Below are 19654 nucleotides of genomic sequence, written 5' to 3'. Positions count from 1 at the left end.
GAACATTCATGAAGAAACCGTTACCTGCAAAAATTTACTAACACACTTCATACCGCAAAGCCTCACTTCCGCGAAACGCGTATAGCAAGGCTAGCAAGACAAAAAATTTACTCAGGAAGGATCAATGAAGAACGCCGGTAGCGGGGTATCTGCTGCCAAAAGTTCATCGATTTGATCGCAAGCTTTCAAAGCTTCTGAAATCGTCACGTCCATATCCAAGTAACGGTAAGTGCCTAGACGCCCCAGGAAGGATACACCCTTAGTGTCCCGCGCGAGAGAAATATAATTGTCGAGCATTGTTTTTTCGTTAGCGAGACGAATCGGATAATACGGAACATCCTTTGGCTCAGCTAAACGACTATACTCTCGGAAAGAGACAGTTTTCTTTAAAGAATCCGCTTCCCATGGTGCAAAATGCTTGTGCTCTGAGATGCGTGTAAACGGAACATCTTGATCACAATAGTTAATTACTGCTGCACCCTGATAGTCTCCATCACTGTCGATGCGTTCGAAATCAAGAGTCCGGTACCCCAGCCGTCCAAGTCTAAAATCGAAATAACGATCGATCGGCCCAGTATAAAAAACATGCTGGAATTCTTCGGAAAGATCTTCGAATTTCGTATTCAGGCGAATTTCGATATTCTCGGATTTCAGAATGTTCTCGACAATGGCTGAGTATCCCTCTTCCGGCATTCCCTGATAGGGATGATTGAAGTAATTATCATCATAGTTGAAGCGCAGTGGAAGCCTCTTGAGAATAGAAGCAGGCAACTCGGTAGGTTCCAGTCCCCACTGCTTCCTCGTATATCCGTAAAAGAAAGCTTTGTAGAGCTCTGGACCGATCATCGAGAGTGCCTGCTCCTCGAAGTTCTTCGGCTCCTTGATCGACGTGTCAGCCTTTTCTTCGATAAAGGCACGTGCCTCCTTAGGGGACATAGTCGTATTGAAGAACTGATTGATCGTCAGGAGATTGACCGGGAGCGTGTACATACGCCCTTGGGAAATCGCCTTCACCCGATTGATGTAAGGCTGGAACGTCCCGAATTGCTGGATGTAATCCCACGCGCGCTGGTCAGCAGTATGAAAAATATGCGGGCCATAGCGATGCACCATCACGCCCGTCGCTTCATCGCGTTCGGTATGGCAGTTTCCGGCGATGTGGGACCGTTCGTCAAGAAGAAGGACCTTATGACCCTTCTCCGAGAGGTGACGAGCAATAATGGCTCCACTGAAGCCAGCACCGACAATACAAAATCTCATAACGTTATTCCAAGTTTAAAAATTTTTGCCAGATTATATTGCATATCCATTGGGATGATTTTCGCGCCAACGCAGCGCGGTCTCCACAATGCGATCAAGATCTCCAAAACGCGGCTCCCAGCCAGTCTCCTTCCGGAGAGTGGTGGAGTCAGCCACAAGTAGAGAAGGGTCGCCCGCACGTCGCGGCGCTGCCTCCCAAGGTACTTTCCGACCGCTTACCCGCTCTACGCTGCGAATGACCTCAAGATTGGAATATCCTTGTCCGTTACCGATATTATACGTGACACTACGATGGTCGATCTGGCCAAGCGCGCGCACATGGGCATCAGCAAGATCTGTCACGTGGATATAATCGCGGATACAAGAACCGTCTCTGGTAGGATAGTCCGTACCGAACAGCTTGAGTGCCGGACGACGCCCCAAGGCGGCATCAATGGTTAGGGGAATCAGGTGGGTCTCAGGACGATGATCTTCCCCTGCCCGCCCCTCCGGATCTGCACCTGCAGCATTGAAATACCGTAGGCAGGCACTCCTCAAACCATATATCGAGTCAGCCCAATGCAGCACACGTTCGATCATGAACTTGCTCTCACCGTAAGGCGACCCGGGCTGAACCGGCGCGGTTTCAGGGATGGGATCCAAGCGTTCAGGCCCCCCGAAAAGAGCTGCGGTGGAAGAAAAAACTATTTTCTTCACCCCTTGCTCGACGCAGGTCTGTACGAGATTCAACGCCGTCAGGTAATTTTGTCGCAGATAGTGCAGCGGGTCACGCATACTGTCCCCGACAAGGGACAGAGCCGCGAAATGCAGAACACCATCCCAGGGGCCCTGAGCAACAACTTCGGCAGTTGCCTGATAGTCGAGCAGATCCACTTTGTGAAAGGCCACACCCGCCGGAACAGCTGCACGGTAACCCGTACTCAAATTATCGAGAACGACAACTTCATGACCCGCGTCCAGCAAAGCAAGAACGACATGACTGCCGACAAAACCAGCGCCCCCAGTAACGAGATAACGCATTCAAGACTCCCAAAAAGATTGACGCATCCGAGGCATTCAGAAAATTCGTCAACGAGCTACCCTAAAAAGAGCCCTTAACGCCACAGCCATTGCAAGACGTCCGGCAAGATGGAGGCTCCATGAACATGAGAAAGATCCCCCTCCCCGGTCACGAGCTGATAATCGTACCCCTTGAAGGCCAGAGCCCTAGCCATAGTGCGATTTCCTGCCGGCCAGTCCAGCCCTTCAAAGCGCCCGGACAACTGAGCGTTGATCCCAACCTGCAGGAATACCCGCAATGGCTTCGGATCGGACTGCATTATGATATCCGGGTACGCCCCGCCCCCGCGGATATCCACGAAACTGCCGCAAGCGGAAAAGACCTTTCCAAACACGTCTGGACGCTGCCACGCCGCTGTGAACGCACAGATGCCGCCACTGCTGAACCCCCCGATCGCTCTCTGGGAGGGGTCGTCCGTGATCGTGACATGCTTGCGGACCTCGGGGAAAACCTCTTCGTCGAGAAAGCGGACATAATGATCCGTCAAACTGTCATACTCAAAAGAACGCTGCTCGCTCGCCAGCCCGTGCTTCTGGTTCGGCTTCCCCGCTTCTACAAACAACACAGCCATAGGTGGAAGCAGGCCATCCGCTATCAGATTGTTCAGAACTACGGGTACCTGCCACGGACCATCATCAGCTTTGAACCACCACCCGTCCTGAAACACCATCAGCGGCAGAGCACTATTTCCGTCATACCCAGCTGGCCGATAAAGCCATGCTTCATGTCGACAGTCTGGAAAAATGGAAGACGGTGGGATTGATAGTGTAATCTGGGTTCCCTCCGGCACATCGGATCGACGTTCGGTCGCGGGATGAGGAACATAAATCGAATTCGGATCGTGCCGTGGTCCGGCAACAGTCAGCTTACTCATATCCCCAGAGCCAGTGTTTCCATGCAGGGTATTAATGTGAAAGTCGATGGCCTCATCAACGTCTTCGAACGAGTGGAATAGACCATCTTTAAGCACATATGCCCGCTCACAATGCTCCCGGACAAAATCCTCGTTATGTGAAACGATAACTCGTGCCCGGTTCGCTCGTTTTTCAAAAAGCTCGATCTGGCACTTTTCATGAAATTTGTGATCTCCAACATGGACAACTTCATCAATGAGAAAGCAGTCGAACTCAATACTCATCGAGATGGCGAACGCCAGACGCGCGGCCATTCCGGACGAATAGGTCCTTACTGGTTCGTCAAAATAAAGGCCAAGTTCGGCAAAATCTTGAATGAACTGCAGAGTGTCCTCAATTTCCCGCCCATAAATGCGTGAAATACACTTCGCATTGTCCCTCCCGGTAAGAGCACCTTGGAAAGCCCCACCGAATGCCAAAGGCCATGATACAGACATCTGCCGCTCGACAGTACCGGAAGTCGGCAGTTCCGAACCACTCAGGAGACGGATTGTGGTCGATTTACCCGCACCATTCCGACCGAGAATTCCAACTTTCTCTCCTGGACGGATTAAGAGATCGGCTCCCCTAAGAACCCGATTAATCCCTCCTCGAACATGATAATTTTTACGGACATCCCGAAACTCGATCATTGCAACGTCATGCCTCGGGAAACAAACCTCACGCCGATCATCGCAAGAAAAGACTGAATGATGTTCCAGATCACAACATACATCACATCGAAATGTGCGGTGAAAAGAGACCCGAAATACCCATCTCGGATAATTTCGGAACAGTTTACCATCGGGATCATCAAGAGGTAATACTGCGATGCAGCAGGCATGGCATCCACCAAGAAGCCGAGTCCTGAAAATCCAATCATAAGATAGGTTATGGGGTGCCAGAGCCGCTCAAAGAGCTCTGAATGCTCGCTGATAGAACCGACGAGGATCGCCAAGCTCGCCCCGAACCAGACCATCAGTACCCATCCTCCTATCACTTCCAGAATATTCTCCGGAGGATCCATCCAGCCTATGCTACAGAATAAGGCGGAGAGAACAACAAATGATGTGGTAACGCCCCCAACTTCCAGAAGCAGACGCGCTGCATAAATATCTATGGGCCTGACATTCCTGTGGTGCATAAGGCCAAGATGAATCTCCACCGCCTTATTTAGGCGGTTGGGCATGTTACGCCATACAAGAACGGTGGAATATCCGGTGAGGGCGAAAGCAACGATAGGAATATTAGACGCGTGAGACATGTGTCCCAGCGTCCAGAGCGTCGTGATTCCCAGCGTAAACAGCATCGGTTCGCCAAAAAGCCACAGCACACCAATGTTGTGCCGCCCATAACGTGTCAGCGTTTCGCGCAGAAAGAGCGCCCAGATGACACGCCTTTGGATAACGAAAGAGCGGGCAAAAGAGCCATGCGAACTCATGACCTTCAATCCATATGTTCCCGAACGCTTGCATTCAGCATCCGGGCAATATTCCACAGAATGAGCCCCATGAGGAATGTCGCGAAAATATCCCTCATACGATAAGGCTCCTCAGAAGCGTCCGGCAGGCTAGGCTGAGCAATCCGCTCGACATAGCTTTGCTGACGCCGCGCTTCCATTTGTGCCTGCTCAAGGGAGGAAACAGCCGCGGCAAGCTGCTTACCCGCAATCTGGTCTGCAAGGATCAGCCCCTGATAATCCGACGCTTTGGATGCAAGAGAGCCCTCAGTACCGGAAATTTTCGTAACCTCATTTGTCATCTCTTTCGAGAGACTCATGATGCGGTTTTGAAGAACTGCAATACCGGGATTGTTAGCCGTCGTTTTCTGCATCGTCGCAAGCTGGGCGCGCGTTGCAATCAACGCATCCTCGAACTTGGAAAGCATCTGCAACTGCCCAGATGCCTGCTGCTCCGGATTTATGATCCTGTGGCTATTTCTGTAATCGGCAATAGCAATTGCAGCTTTTTGAGCACCAGCCTCAGCTTCTCGCACTTCGCGCGTTGCAAACTGAATTAGATCTGAACGTGCCCTCTCGTTCAGATGGTTGACAGTGTCTTCAGCCATCTTCAGCAGTTCTTCGTTGAACTTCTGGGCATTCTGAGGTTGGTAAGCTCGTACCGTCAGAGTTGTAATTCCAGTTGTGGAATTGTTATCAACCTTAACCTTACGCTGAAAATAGAGATACAGATCCTCGAAAGACGAGGAGATTTTTATCGGGTCATAGCGGTTGAAAACTGAAACACGTGGATCACTGTACGCACGAACAAATGCGTTGTCAGTGTTGATGGAATGCAGCGCATCACGGGAAATAATGTAGTCGTCAGCGGCGTATGCCTCATCGCTGGAATTGGCAATCCCAGCGCTCTTAAACATGACACCTAACCCACTCATCGAAGGTTTTTCAGGAGACCGCACAACAAAGCGCGATTCCGAAACATAAACATCCGACGCAAGAAACCCAAAATAGAGAATCGAAAGCAGCGTCGGAACGACAACGAACCCTAGAAACAAATAGTCTGAGACAAGTTTCTTGACATTACTCATGAACGAAGACGACCTTTACAACGGGCTGCCAGAAACGCAAACCGCAATATTCAAAAGAACGGAATAAGGCACGAACGACACCAAACAATATCATGCACGAAATGGCTCCCAAACAGGACCCGCCTTCGCCACAACCTCTTTACATACCCCTACCGCAAGGTTCGCCTTGAAAATTTAGCACTCCTCAAACCCACCTAAGACCTTCTCAAAGAGAAAAAGATTGTCGCATTCACCTTTTCGAAGGTCAAGTTGGCGGATACTCCACCAGAAAGCCTTCAATAATAACTCCCTCAGCGTTCGAACGATACGATGGCTTAGTCTTCAATTTTTTCTTAGAGAACCCCAAGATTCACCGGTATCCAAATTTTTCACATAAAAATATATTATTTTATTTTCCTAAAATTAATATAAAATTTTCAACGCGTTATTCTTTCACAAAATTGCAGCATTCTAAAAAATCATCACGGCTGCTCCGTACCACAAGTTAAAAGCATCTCCGACAAGCACCCAGAAAATTTTCCCAAGTTTCCTGCATTTGTCGAATTATGAATCCCAGGTCACTTTGACAAAAGATCTGGTCAAGAGTCTTGCAGCAGCGAGACCGAGAAAGCTCATGAAAGACATAGCCGTATTGTCATAGCGTGTTGCGATACGACGTCTCTACTTGAGTCTGTTTATAGCGTTGCATTTGTGTGATGGAACAACCACCAGAATCCCGTGGATTAACAGTTCTTGACGGACGCTGTCGCTATCATAACCTCCGGAATAGACATCCCCTTGAGAACATAACAGAAGCAAGAAGGACCAAAGCAAACTCACACTCTTTCAGCTTCAGTTTACCGCTTCACATACGAAAGAAGCATTTTGGTACAAAATATATCATATCTTTTAATATTTTTATAAATAATAGAAAATCAAGGATATTAACTGCCATAACGGAAACATTATGATATATTTGGTTTGCCACTCTGGTTATCTGAATTTTGGTGACGAATTAATCGCTAAAACATGGATCAATTTCCTGACGAACAAATTTCCGCTAGAAGAAATCTGGGTCGATACGTGCAATCCCGGCGTATCTGCAGTGGTATTTAAAGACTACAAAAATATAAGATTTACCGACACTTTATGGACTGCATCCAGAAATTCCATTGACAGGGATATTGATTACATTCTGGACCTCGCCTTCCAGAAAGACGGCGGAGTTGCGTTCGCCAATGGGCTCGAATTAATTAAATCAGCACGCTGCGTTCATATGATTGGCGGCGGCTACATGAATAGTGAGTTTTATTTTAACTACGCAATCATCGCAATTCTGGCAAATCTAAAGAAAGAAGCCGGGTTCGAGCTTTTCGGTACCGGCCTTGGTCTAGAGCCTATCGATCAAGCATACGAGCGCATCATCGGAGAATTCTTCAAGGTCTTTTCATGGATCGATGTCCGCGACGAAAAAAGCTATCAGCGATTGCTTCATTGGGGCCTAAAAAACAAGGCGTCCTTTTCGTGTGACGATGTCTTCCTTTCTCCTATACCTCAAAGTAATGTGGGCAGACCAGGCAAATTAATTATCTCTGCTCAACCAGGAAACAACCCTTTCCTCGTCGTCTCTTTTCTCCTGAAGCTTATCGAGCATTGCCCACAGGCACAGAATGGGATTGAATTTCTTACTCTGGACGCTATTTCTGACCACATTATCATTGACAAGGTAGTTAGCATATCCAGACGGACTGATATCATTGTTCGGGACTTCAATGATCTCTGGAAAAACGGCTTCCAAATCAGTTCGAATGATTTTGTTTTCTCGACACGTTTTCATGCCCACCTTGTCGCTTCAATGATGGGGGCCCGCGGCCTTTGCGCGGCTGTAAGTGTCCCTTACTATGACGTCAAACACCTATCGCTGATCGAAATGGGCTCTGGCTTCGATATCATCGGCATGCATGATTTCAGTTTCTCCTACGACTGGAATAAAAAGGCAAAAACTTTCCACGATCACGCACAAACTTCCCGCAAAACAAAACTCGACATCGTCAACAAAGTTTACGGCTTTATGATCGAGAGCAGCATCATCAACGACAATACTATGGATAATTCGACAAACCTCTCGGTTTAATGGAGCACCCTATTGAACAGGAATTGATCCCCTCATTTCCTACTCACTGGCCTGCAACGATCTGACGGATCAAACAGGAGGTATCCTTTTCAGGGAAGGCCTCCTGTCGTTTTGATGTCTAGCCTCCCAACAGTAGCAATAATCATCACTCGCCGAGGCTTTTGTGAAACTTATCGTACGATCATTCGTCAAGATCATAGAAACGTACCGGTAACCGGGACATTAGCCCCTATTTCAACGGACGGATGACATCATGAAAAGAAAACTCACATTAATTATTGCAGTTACGACATTCATTGGTGCGTCGGGGGTTGCCTTCGGACAGCCCGTAATCATCACAGAACACGGAGAATCGGCAAATTTTCGAGGAGTTACCTCCGAAAAAACAGAAATAGAAAAGGCATTCACCACCACATCCGCTCCGGATGTCTATTTTCCGCCTTCAACCGAAGGATATCACCTCTCCAAGGCTCTACCCAGCAATACGCTCGGCACCTATCATTTAAATGGAAATATTTTTTCTGGTCCAGGTATCGGTGCACCTGAAAACGGGCGCGGAACATTCAACGCCACTTATACAAATCCGTGGAATGTTACTTCTAACCTGAAATATGTATTTGACCCAGCGGCACTTCCGCAAAAAGACCACGTTACCACACAGGCTGTTTCTCTAGAGTGCCGCCCCAATCGCCCGAACCCTCATAATCCCAATCCGAACCGAAACTGGGTTGCCTGTATCTACCGGGGCATGGATTCCGGGACGGGCGGTGGCAAGAACACGTCCATCAGTTCAGAAATTGACAACGATGTTCTAAACCTCAGCACCAATTCTGCAACAGATATGGAAGTTGATGTCAATTTTAACGGCAAAGTACTGGATGGCAAATGGTCTCGTGGGCTATTCTTGACTGGCGGAGGCGCGGCCGGAAACCAGACGAATTCGGTCGCACTGGACATCATGCATGTCGCCTATGACCATTCGTGGCTTCCTTGGACAACTGGAATCTCAATCCGCAATGCCACGAACATGATTCAACTCTATAAGACACAGCCCACCGAAGCTGGCTTTTTCCTAGAAACGTTTGACCAACAACACACGGAAACATCTCACCTCGACAAGAACGGCTATCTGGATATTCAAGGTTTGCGCCTTATTGCCACCTCGTCTCCCAAACCCGCAACAGAATGCAAGAAAGGGCAAGTAACGTGGGATGACGATAATCTTTACCTTTGCACGTCAGCAGGAAAGTACAAAAAAGTCGCACTTCAAGCATTGTGATTAAGTATTTATTTCCTGTTTCTCGCTGGACAACAGCAGCCAAACATTATTTAATTCAGCTGCGCCAGCGTTAAGATCGCACTGTCACGAAGCACAGACCGCTGGAAGTCTGTATTTGATACAGACTTCCAGCGGTCCCTAACGTCGGCAAAAACTCAAGAAACATAGCAAGATCCAAGAACCGTTAATTGAAAGTTCGTGAAGTCTAGCTTGGTGCTCAACAAACCGATCTTGATGGTTTTCTCCAAGGGGACTTTTGTTTCACTGTTTGCCGCAAAGCGGAAGACACTGTGCCCTGCATTATTTCACGACGCCGCTGACCTCTCCACGTAAAAAGAAAGGGCGCGGGTGAACAGCCCCATCTGCGATTTCAGATCAGCCTAAATTCCAGTTTGCGGACAAGAGTTATTGAAAGTCGTTCTGTTCTCATGCAGCTTGAACATCGTGAAATTCAACGTTTGAAATCCATGCCTTAGATTACGTTAATAAAAGATCTGGCCCCAGAGCCTTGCAGCGGCGAGACGGAAGAAGCCTATGAAAGATAGAGCGGTTTGTCACAGCATGCTGCGATAAGACACAGTTGAACATCCTCCTGATGCGGTGACAATTCCTGTAACGCTGCCAGTCTGGCTTCTACGGCGCACTTCGGATTCTGCGTGATGGAATACCCGCCAGGATCCCATGGATAAATAGATCATGGTCAAAGCTGTCGCTGTCATAGCCCCGATCGACGGCCATGGGCCCTGTAGCTTGGAGTTGGAAGTGCCATCAGGACATTTATGGCTTTGTACAAAGTCCCTGATTGTCACATCGAGCATGGATTGCTCGTAAAGCCGCCGTGAGATCGACCAAAAGTTTCCGTAAGATCGCCAAGCATACTTAGGTGAACCTGTCGCGCTTTAGCATCCAAGAAGTCACATTGCTTCATATTGCCCCCCTCAGAACGGAAGAAATAAAATCATAGAGAACCCTCAAAACCTATAGGTTTTGAGGGTTCTGAAATTATGAGCTATATTACAAGGAAAATGGCCACTATAGGACCAAAGCGATCATTCTTTGACCGTGTTTCAGGTAGATGTTGAGTTCTTTCCTGTCCGTTAAGAACGATCAAGCACTACGAAAAAATCGAAAGGCAGATCTCTTTCTTAGTAAGGGCCTATAGCCAAGGACTGGCATCCTTCTATAACAGCATTGCCGCCGCGTGAGCACACCCTCTCTTTTCTCCCATTCGAAGGCTTCTCTACTCTATGCGTGTCGATTGTTTTCCAAGCAGCAACCGCTCACCCCTCAGAATGGCACTACTACTCGGCGCCCTGTCGCTCAGCGGCTGCAGTGCACTCCCGGGGAACGCACCCACCGAGAGTGTTGTACTGAAAGCCGCTACCGACAAAAATAAGAACCCTTTGGGTTTCCTTGTTACACAAGTTACGCCCGAAGTCACAAAGGTGCTCGCCACCGAACACCCTCCCCTTATCTCGTCCCTTTACGCTGATAGTTCACGCTTAATACCTAATGACCGTATTGGCGTGGGGGACGTGCTCAACATTACGGTTTTCGAACTCGGAAGCGGCCTGTTCTCGGGGGCAGCCCCCAGTGTCAGTTCCAACACCGATCTCTCAGCCGCATCCGGTGCAACGGGAAGTGTAACTCACCAGACTCTTCCGCCCACCGAAGTGGAAGCTGATGGAACACTGACCATCCCTTATGTAGGGCGTCTACATGTCGTCGGGATGACACCTCAAAATCTTGCAGAGAAAATTCGTACGGCACTAACGGGGAAGTCTCAGAACGCAGAAGTGATGGTCCATATCGGTACCGACATTTCCAACACCGTTATCATCTCTGGGGCGGTTCATCATCCGGGACGAGTTCTGCTGAGCACAGCACAGGAACGCCTTTCGGACGTTGTCGCCATTGCTGGAGGCGCAAACTATCCTCCCGAAGATACATTCGTTCAACTCGTTCGCGGCAATAAGTCTGGGGGGACGGATCTAGGAACATTAGAGACCTATCCCAAGGAAGATATTCCAGCCAGACCTGGAGATCGCATTCATGTTGTCTATCAGCCGCGCAGCTATACTGTGTTTGGCGCAGCTTCCAAGAATGCCATGCAAGTTGATTTTAATTCCCCTACTGTAAATCTTGCAGAAGCAATCGCACGCGTGGGCGGCCCGAATGACAGCTTGGCGGACCCTAACGCTGTTTTCCTATTTCGTTTCGAGGACACTGTAGCTGCTAAAGCTCTAAATTTGCAGACTCCTGAAACTCTCCAGGGTATTCCCGTAATCTACAAGCTGGATATGATGAACCCTTCAAGCTACTTCCTTGCCCAGCGGATACCCATCAAGAGCAAGGACGTGATCCTGATCGCGAATGCCAAGACTGACCGTTTCTACAAGTTTAATCAGTTGATCAGCACCCTCATAAGCCCAGCGATCACGGCCGCTTGGATTGCACGCTAAATTTTTAGTTTTCTAATTTTCACTCCAGATTATGTAATTATATTTGCAAATCATAAATTTATGATTTGCAAATATAAAAAATAACAAATTCCACAATATATTTATTAACTGCTGTATTCACTCGAATAAACAGTCAGTTATTAGATAAATATTATAAAAAATTAATATCTTGCACTATTTTAGAAGCATATTTTTATTTAGTAATAATATATTAAGGAAATATTTTATCATCGATAATACAAAAAATCTCCGCCTAACTTAATAGGCGGAGAAGTGAGATTCCTTTTCAGGAATGCATACTGTTATTTAATATTCACTACGAACAGATCAACGACGCCCCGTCGGACGGCCACCACCCCCGCCACGGCGAGCGGCGTCGCCACTGCGTCCGCCAGCAGGAGGGCCGGAACGACGGCGCCCGCCGCCATTTCCACCACCGCCTCGCTGACCGCCACCACCACGACCACCACCAAGCACTGGCGGACGCATTGTGGAATTCTGAGCAGCGTCGGAGTGGTACGGGTGATCAGTTACGACAGGAATAGCCTTATCGATCTTTTTCTCGATATCCCGAAGCCATGCGCGCTGCTCCGCATCGCAGAGTGATACTGCCCAACCATCACGGCCTGCACGCGCCGTACGACCGATACGATGAACGTAAGATTCAGGAACATTTGGCAGATCGTAATTGAAGACGTGAGAAACATCATCAACGTCGATGCCACGTGCGGCAATATCCGTTGCGACCAGAACCTTGATCGTCCCGTTGCGGAAGCCAGCCATGGCACGTTCACGCGCACCCTGGGACTTGTTCCCGTGCAGTGCTTCGGACGTAATGCCGTTCTTGTTCAGGAATTCCGCAACCTTGTTCGCTTCATGCTTCATCAGCGTGAACACGACTGCACGTACGACATTTGAGCTCTCAACGAGCATCAGTGTCGCATCCTTTTTCTTGTCCGTCTCCACGAACATCACAGCCTGACGAATGCGATCAACCGTGCTGGATTCAGGCGTTACCTGAACAGTAGCAGGGTCCTTCAGCAGGGAATGCGCAAGATCGCTGATGGACTGCGGCATCGTTGCCGAGAACAGAACCGTCTGACGACGCGCAGGCAAGAGAGCCATGATGCGGCGGATATCACGAACGAAGCCCATGTCGAGCATACGATCGGCTTCGTCCAGCACCAGAACCTCCAGGGCAGAAAGGTCGATGTGACCCTGCCCAACCAGATCCAGCAGACGGCCCGGCGCAGCCACGAGAACATCCACGCCACGGCGCGTTGCCTCGACCTGGCGTCCCTGCCCTACACCACCGAACACGACTGCATGCGTCAGCTTCATGTGGCGTGCGTATGCAGCAAAGCTCTCGTCGATCTGGGAAGCAAGCTCACGCGTCGGCGCCAGAACCAGCACCCGGACACTCTTGGGAGCTGCCGGACGGCGATGCCGCAGCAGGTAGTCCAGGATTGGCAGCGCGAACGCAGCTGTCTTACCCGTGCCGGTCTGGGCCAGACCAAGAAGGTCACGGCCTTCCAGCAGGTAAGGAATAGAGCCAGCCTGAATAGGCGTTGGCGTGGTGTAACCTTCTTCAGCAAGTGCTTTCTGAAGTGGCTCGGCAAGTTTGAGCTCTGCGAAACTGGTCATGGACCCCTCCTGAGGGATAACAAGGCCTGGCTCGCACAGCTAGTTCGCACTTTTGAATGCACGAATAAAATGCCTGCTTTGAGCCTAGAAAGTTGATGAAAGACGAACCTTCAAACTGAGACGCAGACACACAGCTGGACATGTGCAAGAGCCAAAAAAGCCCTGCACATTGCCCACTTCACTTTTCCCACCAAAGTCAGAGAAGCAAAGCACCGTGTGCTCAATCGACCAGCATGACGAAGAGACCGTCAGCATCTCCCTGCTTTCACACAAGGATATCTGCAAACGGATGTAAGGCAGCTTCCCTTGCCCTGCAAGGGAGTTGAGAGGTCCGATTTCTAAAAAATCATTATTATTTAACGCGTTTTGCAAAATCGCGAACTTCCTGCGCATCAATGATGCACAGAGAGAAAAGAACTGACCCTCTACCCGCGTCGCAGCAGAAAAAGCGCCTGTTCACCGAAAAGGTTTGCGAAGCGGATTGAGCGGCGCCACGGAGCCTTCAATCCATCCTCGTCGATGGCGAGCCACTGCTGCACAATGTACCCCTCCTCCTCACATAACGCGAGAAAATCCCGAATGGTGCATGGGTGGATATTGGGCGTGGAGTACCAGGGCGTACTCCATACTGATGTCATCGGCATGCGGCCGGTGGTCAGGAGCTGTAAACGCAGTCTCCAATGACCAAAATTCGGGAAGGAGATGATCGCATGACGCCCTATCCGCAACATTTGCCGTAACACCTCCCGGGGACGCTCAACCGCCTGAAGTGTTCTTTGCAGAACAACATAGTCAAACGAGTCATCGGGATAGTAGGACAGATCGTGATCTGCATCTCCATGCATAACCGGCAGACCATGGGCAACGGACTGCGTCACGCTCTGCATGTCGATTTCAATGCCGCGGGCGTCGCAGTTTCGCGTTCGGTACAGATAATCGATGAGCGTGCCGTCACCACTGCCGACGTCCAGAACGCGGGCCCGGGTTGGAATCATCTCCGCAATCAGACGCTGATCCAGCCGCATCAGACACACTCCACTTTCGTCAGACCTGCGTGCTCAGCTGCACCATTCAGGAAACCCCGAACCGTTCGATCCAGATCCGGCTCGTCCAGCAGGAACGCGTCATGCCCACGATCGCTTTCAATTTCCACAAAAGAGACGTTTGCTCCGGCTTTATTCAAAGCCCGCACCAGAAGACGGGACTGAGACGTGGGAAAAAGCCAGTCTGAACTGAAGGACACAACGCAAAAACGCGTCTCGCACTTGCGAAACGGTGCCGAAAGATCGCCATCATGCTCGGCGGCCAGATCAAAATAATCCATCGCCCGCGTTACTGTCAGATACGAATTTGCATCAAACCGGCGCACGAATGTTGAGCCCTGATGCCGCAGATAACTCTCAACTTCGAACATCTCACCAAACAGAGAAGGACTGCTGGCTGCCGGCACAGCCGTTGGAGCTTCACTTCGAACTTTACGTCCGAACTTCCGGCTCAGAGCCTCTTCGGACAGATAAGTTATGTGGGCCATCATCCGGGCGACCCCCAGACCACGCGCCGGAATGGCGCCGAAGTCTCTGTAATGGCCATCATGCCAGTCAGGATCCGCAAAGATCGCCTGACGGCTGACTTCGTTGAATGCAATATTCTGGGCTGAGTGGAACGGCGACGTTGCAATCGGCAAAGCCGCAAAAACGCGCTCTGGATAATCGGCAATCCACGTCAGTGCCTGCATGCCTCCCATGGAGCCGCCCACGACAGCGAAAAGACGCTGGATACCCAGATGGTCCAACAGGCATGCCTGAGAGGCGACGATGTCGTGCATGGTGATGGGAGGAAATTCACTATCCCACGGCCGCCCGGTCTCTGCCCGAATGGACTTCGGACCGGTAGATCCCATGCATCCGCCCAGCACATTGGGGCAGATGACAAAAAATCTGTCCGTATCGATTGGAAGGCCAGGCCCAACCATGCGGTTCCACCAGCCCGGCTTGCCAGTTAGTGGATTAGGCTCGGCTAAATACTGATCTCCGGTCAGAGCGTGACAGACCAGTATGGCGTTGCCGCGATCAGGCGCGAGGGTGCCATAGGTGCAGTAAGCTACTTCGAGCGGCGCAAGATGAACGCCACATTCCAGGTCCATCCCCTCTTCAAGGTACATGGTCTGATGCGTGTAAACGGGACTATCTTCCTCAAAGGAAGACACACTGCGGTCCATCAGTCTTCCACCTCCGATGTCGACGGGAGGGCGTCGATGCCCTTCGGGGCCGACGGTATGACATTCTCCGCACCCTACGGCAAATCACCCTTCTTATTGACGATAAATTAACGCACTTGAAATTCATTAAGAAACAGTAAAAAACCGTTTCATGCTTCACGCCCTCCCGGATTCATCCAGCCCAGCCGTTTCTGCCGCCTCGGATGCCTTCGCACCAAGTGCGCTCCAAATTCTTGGGTATTCGGGAGTATTTGACGCAACATATTATCTGAAGAGCAATCCGGACCTCCATAACCTCGGAACTGCAGCTCTCCGGCATTATCACCAGCATGGCTGGAAAGAGGGTCGTAAACCCAATCCGTTCTTCGATCCTCACTGGTATGTCGCCCAAAATCGTGATGTTCTGGGAGATCCTCTTTTACATTACGTCACAAAAGGTGAGAAAGAAGGCCGCCGACCAATCGGTTGGTTTGACCCTGGCTGGTACACTCAGACTTACGCCATTCCGCAAGGGATGCTGGCGCTCGCTCATTATCTGCTCAACCGCCATACACAGAAACTGAAGCCCATCGCTGAGTTTGATCCAGCTTTCTATTTGAAAACCTACCCCGATGTAGCCGCCGCCGGCCTCGACCCGCTGGAACATTACATGATCCAGGGCTTTCGTGAGGCCAGGCAGCCGTTCGAAGGCTTTGATCCGGTTTACTACCGGAAGAATTATCTACGGCATGCCCCGGAAAGTAATCCGCTTCTTCACTATCTGGAGAACAAGAACCGTTCGGGAATTCATTCCTCATGCCCGGCGAATGAAGTCACCGTCTTTCGGGAAGTTCGGCGGCGTAGCGCGCCAGGCCCTTCATTTGAAGATTTCAACCCACTTCCCCAGAGTGCAATCAGACGCGCCCGTGTCCTTGCGTATTACTTGCCTCAATATCATGCCACAGCAGAAAACGATGAATGGTGGGGAAAGGGTTTTACGGAGTGGACCAACACGTCGCGTGCGCTCCCTCGCTTCGCAGACCATTATCAACCCCGCATTCCACGTGACCTGGGGCATTACACTCTGAATTCTCCAGAACTTCTCGACCGTCAGGCCAGAATGGCCAAGGCCGCCGGAATTGAGGGTTTTATCTTCTATTTTTACTGGTTCAATCAAAAGCGTCTGCTTGATGGGCCACTGGAAATGCTTCTGGCCAACCCTCAGATTGACCTTCCATTCTGCCTGATGTGGGCCAACGAAAACTGGAGCCGCCGCTGGGACGGGTCAGAAGATGATATTCTGATTGCCCAGCACTACAGAGACACGGACGACAACGCTCTCGTAGATTGCTTCGCCAGACATATGCACGATCCCCGATATATCAGAATTGGGGAACGCCCTCTCCTCATGGTGTATCGCCCTGGAACCATTCCCAATGCACGGCAGGCCTTTGCGCGCTGGCGTGAACTTTTTCGGGAGAGGCACGGCATTAACCCTATCTTTATTATGGGGCAGGCTTTTGGCGATGAAGACCCTCATTCCTTTGGTGTTGAAGGAGCCATTGAGTTCCCTCCGCACAAAGTTGTTTCCGACTGCCGCCTCATCAATGAAAACGTTCAAATCCTCGACGAAGACTTCAGAGGACAGATCTACGATTACGCCGATATTGTAGAAAATGCGCTCCGACAGCCAAGTCCGTCTTTTCCCCTTATCCGCACAGCTTCACCTTCATGGGATAATGACGCACGACGTCAGGGCAACGGCCTCGTCATGCACGGGTCAACTCCCGAGCTTTATGAGAAATGGCTCAATGGCCTCGTCAATTCAGCGCAGAAACACCGTTTTTTCGGGGAATCTATTGTCTGCGTTAACGCGTGGAATGAATGGGCTGAAGGTGCCTATCTGGAGCCTGACGTTCATTTCGGCAGCGCCTATCTGAATGCAACGGCAAGAGCCTGCACGGGCTTTAAAAGCTCCTCAAATAAGGTACGCCTGCTGCTGATTGGCCACGATGCCTTCCCGGCTGGAGCCCAAAAACTCCTTCTGGAGACAGGCCGTACATTCCGGCGATCTTTCGGTGTTGATATCCGCTTCGTGCTCCTCGAAGGGGGCGCAATGATGGAAGACTACAGGGCTGTTGCTCCTGTTGAAATCCTGTCTCCCACCTCCAGTGACGTGATGGCGCGCCTCAATACGTTGCGGGCAGAAGGTTTTGAATGTGCGATATTGAACAGTGCGGCATCATCAGCCATTGCTCCTGCACTGCATAACAATGCAATCACCTACACATTCCTCATTCATGAGCTTCCCCATCTCCTGCAAAGCCGAGATCTACGGAAAACTATGCGGGACGCATGCGAGGCGGCACAATCAATTGTCGTCCCCGCTCACTCGTGTGCAGCCCGGCTGGGATTGGAAAAACACCCTCACATAACGATCCTGCCTCAAGGCCTGTATGATCAGACAACCTTCAACGGGTCTTCCCGGGAAGCGCTCAGATCGCAGTTGGGCCTTAACGCTCAGGATCTGCTGGTCATTGGCGTTGGCTACGCGGATATGCGGAAAGGCTTTGACCTGTTTCTCCAGCTCTGGCGGAAACTCGCCAGGCAAGCACACTGTGTATGGGTCGGCGCGATTGATCCGGTTCTTCAGGATGGTTTAAGAACCGAAATCGATCATGCCCGCGCAAGCGGTACCTTTCATATGCCAGGTCGTGTTCATAACGTTGCGGACTGGCTGTCTGCTTCGGACGTCTTTACTTTGACCTCCCGCGAAGACCCCTATCCTTCCGTCGTCCTCGAAGCTCTGGCATCAGGTCTGCCATGCACATCCTTTGCCGATAATGGCGGCATTCCAGAGTTACTTAAAAGCCTTCAAAACGATCCGACGACTTTCAATATGGTCGTTCCGTTCGCAGATGTGAGAGCCATGAGTTTGGCGGCGCTGGAGCTTGCCGAGTGGTCAAAAGCTCGCGGTCAAAACACCCGACATGCTGCCGCACGCAAACTTGGAAAATCGTTTCTTTTCCGCCCCTATGCCCAGCAACTCCTGCGCTTGGCCGCACCAAAAATTCCGTCAATTTCCGTCGTGGTACCGTCGTATAATTATGCGCGTTATTTAGAAGCCCGGCTCGTCTCTATTTTCACGCAGACATTCCCAGTCCTGGAAATTATCGTCCTTGATGATGCATCCGAGGATAACAGTATCGAAGTCGCCATGGGCGCTGCCGCCGAATGGGGGCGTGACGTTCGTATTATTAAAGGAAGACGGTCTTCCGGGTCCGTCTTTGCTCAATGGCAGAAAGCACTCCAAAAGGCACAAGGCGAATGGGTCTGGATCGCGGAAGCAGATGACCTTTGCGATCCTCATTTTCTGGAAAAGCTTGTTCACGCTGTGCACCAGTGTCCGAACGCGGTCATGGCGTTCTGCGATAGCCGCTCAATAGATGAGACCGGCGCGCCTCTCTCCGCCTCCTATCAGCCATACTGTGTAGAGGCGGCTGGAAATCTTCTTGAGCATGATGGTCAGTTCAGCGGGCGGGATTTTCTTCAAACATGCCTGTCTGAGTGTAATCTGGTGCTCAATGTCAGCGGTGCAATTTTCCAACGAACGGCCATGCAAGCGGCACTCAGAACGTGCAAAAAAGATTTGAAAACCTTGAAAGTGGCTGGTGACTGGAGAGTCTATCTTGAGTTGCTCGATAGTCCCGACGTTGGCGTTGTCTATGTCAGCGATGCCATGAACATCCATAGGCGACATCAATCGTCTTCGACGCATACATTAAATCAGGCTACTCATTTCGAAGAAATAAATTTTATGCACGAGCTTTTTGCGAAGCGATTACCTTTTTCGCAAGAGCGGCTTGAGAAGCAAGCTCTCTATCGCCATAAAATCTTCCAGCAGTTCGGCTTGTAATTGATTTGTATAAAATCTCATTTTTTAATTACTAAAGAACAACCGATTATTATTTGTATAAACTACGAATCACAAACGTACCGAGTACGCGACCTCAAAGGACTGGTGCATGGGCCTTGGGAAATGAGCGTGTCATACGGGCATTGCTGACCGTCAGAAATATCCACCGAAGGGATGCAACCACAAACTAACGGAGATCGATCCCGATGCGAGAGGAAGAAACGCGCCTCAGATGGCGTTGCCTGCTTGACGGTCAGGCACTTCATGGCCCCCTATGACGCAT

General features: G+C 50.3%; 12 protein-coding genes. 4 read left to right on the top strand and 8 right to left on the bottom strand.

All coding sequences use genetic code 11. The annotated features are described in order from the left end of the window. Positions 1–111: 111 nt before the first annotated feature. From glf to M2305_RS10985, 5 genes are all read right to left on the bottom strand, one after another. Positions 112–1260 carry a UDP-galactopyranose mutase gene (gene glf / locus M2305_RS11010; RefSeq protein ID WP_211508332.1) on the bottom strand — a complete coding sequence of 383 codons (1149 nt, stop codon included), beginning with the start codon at positions 1258–1260 and terminating at the stop codon, positions 112–114. 33 nt (positions 1261–1293) lie between these two features. After that, a complete protein-coding gene (gene galE / locus M2305_RS11005) occupies positions 1294–2280 on the bottom strand; it encodes a UDP-glucose 4-epimerase GalE (protein ID WP_264649361.1) in 987 nt (328 codons plus the stop codon). Between the two features lie 74 nt (positions 2281–2354). Further along, positions 2355–3866, bottom strand: a complete 1512-nt coding sequence (locus M2305_RS16305) for an ATP-binding cassette domain-containing protein (RefSeq protein ID WP_338085671.1) — start codon at positions 3864–3866, stop codon at positions 2355–2357. After that, complete coding sequence (locus tag M2305_RS10990; RefSeq protein WP_249196811.1) at positions 3863–4654, bottom strand: ABC transporter permease; 792 nt, start codon at positions 4652–4654, stop codon at positions 3863–3865. Before M2305_RS10990 ends, M2305_RS16305 begins: the two co-directional genes overlap by 4 nt. A 5-nt stretch (positions 4655–4659) precedes the next feature. Then, a complete protein-coding gene (locus tag M2305_RS10985) occupies positions 4660–5760 on the bottom strand; it encodes a hypothetical protein (protein ID WP_264649360.1) in 1101 nt (366 codons plus the stop codon). 946 nt (positions 5761–6706) lie between these two features. Here M2305_RS10985 and M2305_RS10980 point away from each other — a divergent pair. The 3 genes from M2305_RS10980 to M2305_RS10970 all read left to right on the top strand — a co-directional run bounded on the left by M2305_RS10980 (position 6707) and on the right by M2305_RS10970 (position 11614). Beyond that, positions 6707–7873 carry a polysaccharide pyruvyl transferase family protein gene (locus tag M2305_RS10980; protein WP_264649359.1) on the top strand — a complete coding sequence of 389 codons (1167 nt, stop codon included), beginning with the start codon at positions 6707–6709 and terminating at the stop codon, positions 7871–7873. A gap of 253 nt (positions 7874–8126) precedes the next feature. Continuing rightward, positions 8127–9152, top strand: coding sequence for a hypothetical protein (locus M2305_RS10975; RefSeq protein ID WP_264649358.1), 1026 nt, complete (start codon positions 8127–8129; stop codon positions 9150–9152). A 1445-nt stretch (positions 9153–10597) separates the two neighbouring features. Continuing rightward, entirely contained in the window at positions 10598–11614 is a 1017-nt protein-coding gene (locus M2305_RS10970; RefSeq protein WP_264649357.1) for a polysaccharide biosynthesis/export family protein, read from the top strand. Between the two features lie 327 nt (positions 11615–11941). Here M2305_RS10970 and M2305_RS10965 read toward each other — a convergent pair whose 3' ends face one another. From M2305_RS10965 to metX, 3 genes are all read right to left on the bottom strand, one after another. Continuing rightward, positions 11942–13258, bottom strand: a complete 1317-nt coding sequence (locus tag M2305_RS10965) for a DEAD/DEAH box helicase (RefSeq protein ID WP_211497284.1) — start codon at positions 13256–13258, stop codon at positions 11942–11944. 425 nt (positions 13259–13683) lie between these two features. Further along, a complete protein-coding gene (gene metW, locus M2305_RS10960) occupies positions 13684–14283 on the bottom strand; it encodes a methionine biosynthesis protein MetW (protein WP_064273068.1) in 600 nt (199 codons plus the stop codon). Next, entirely contained in the window at positions 14283–15476 is a 1194-nt protein-coding gene (metX, locus tag M2305_RS10955) for a homoserine O-acetyltransferase MetX (RefSeq protein ID WP_086634262.1), read from the bottom strand. The genes metW and metX overlap by 1 nt, the downstream gene beginning before the upstream one ends. A 151-nt stretch (positions 15477–15627) precedes the next feature. On the opposite strand from metX, the gene M2305_RS10950 reads away from it, so the two are divergent. After that, positions 15628–19371, top strand: a complete 3744-nt coding sequence (locus M2305_RS10950) for a glycoside hydrolase family 99-like domain-containing protein (protein WP_264649356.1) — start codon at positions 15628–15630, stop codon at positions 19369–19371. Positions 19372–19654: the final 283 nt, after the last annotated feature.

The sequence above is a fragment of the Gluconobacter cerinus genome (assembly GCF_025961355.1).
GTDB lineage: Bacteria > Pseudomonadota > Alphaproteobacteria > Acetobacterales > Acetobacteraceae > Gluconobacter > Gluconobacter cerinus.
Note: the sequence above shows the minus strand (reverse complement) of the source record. Positions and strands in the feature narration are given on the sequence as shown.

What these genes read in the sequence shown, in the direction of transcription:
- M2305_RS10975 (WP_264649358.1), top strand. Translation starts at nt 8,127, where the DNA reads ATGAAAAGAAAACTCACATTAATTATTGCAGTTACGACATTCATTGGT.
- galE (WP_264649361.1), bottom strand. Translation starts at nt 2,280, where the DNA reads ATGCGTTATCTCGTTACTGGGGGCGCTGGTTTTGTCGGCAGTCATGTC.
- M2305_RS10950 (WP_264649356.1), top strand. Translation starts at nt 15,628, where the DNA reads ATGCTTCACGCCCTCCCGGATTCATCCAGCCCAGCCGTTTCTGCCGCC.
- M2305_RS10965 (WP_211497284.1), bottom strand. Translation starts at nt 13,258, where the DNA reads ATGACCAGTTTCGCAGAGCTCAAACTTGCCGAGCCACTTCAGAAAGCA.
- metX (WP_086634262.1), bottom strand. Translation starts at nt 15,476, where the DNA reads ATGGACCGCAGTGTGTCTTCCTTTGAGGAAGATAGTCCCGTTTACACG.
- M2305_RS10980 (WP_264649359.1), top strand. Translation starts at nt 6,707, where the DNA reads ATGATATATTTGGTTTGCCACTCTGGTTATCTGAATTTTGGTGACGAA.
- glf (WP_211508332.1), bottom strand. Translation starts at nt 1,260, where the DNA reads ATGAGATTTTGTATTGTCGGTGCTGGCTTCAGTGGAGCCATTATTGCT.
- M2305_RS16305 (WP_338085671.1), bottom strand. Translation starts at nt 3,866, where the DNA reads ATGATCGAGTTTCGGGATGTCCGTAAAAATTATCATGTTCGAGGAGGG.
- M2305_RS10990 (WP_249196811.1), bottom strand. Translation starts at nt 4,654, where the DNA reads ATGAGTTCGCATGGCTCTTTTGCCCGCTCTTTCGTTATCCAAAGGCGT.
- M2305_RS10985 (WP_264649360.1), bottom strand. Translation starts at nt 5,760, where the DNA reads ATGAGTAATGTCAAGAAACTTGTCTCAGACTATTTGTTTCTAGGGTTC.
- metW (WP_064273068.1), bottom strand. Translation starts at nt 14,283, where the DNA reads ATGCGGCTGGATCAGCGTCTGATTGCGGAGATGATTCCAACCCGGGCC.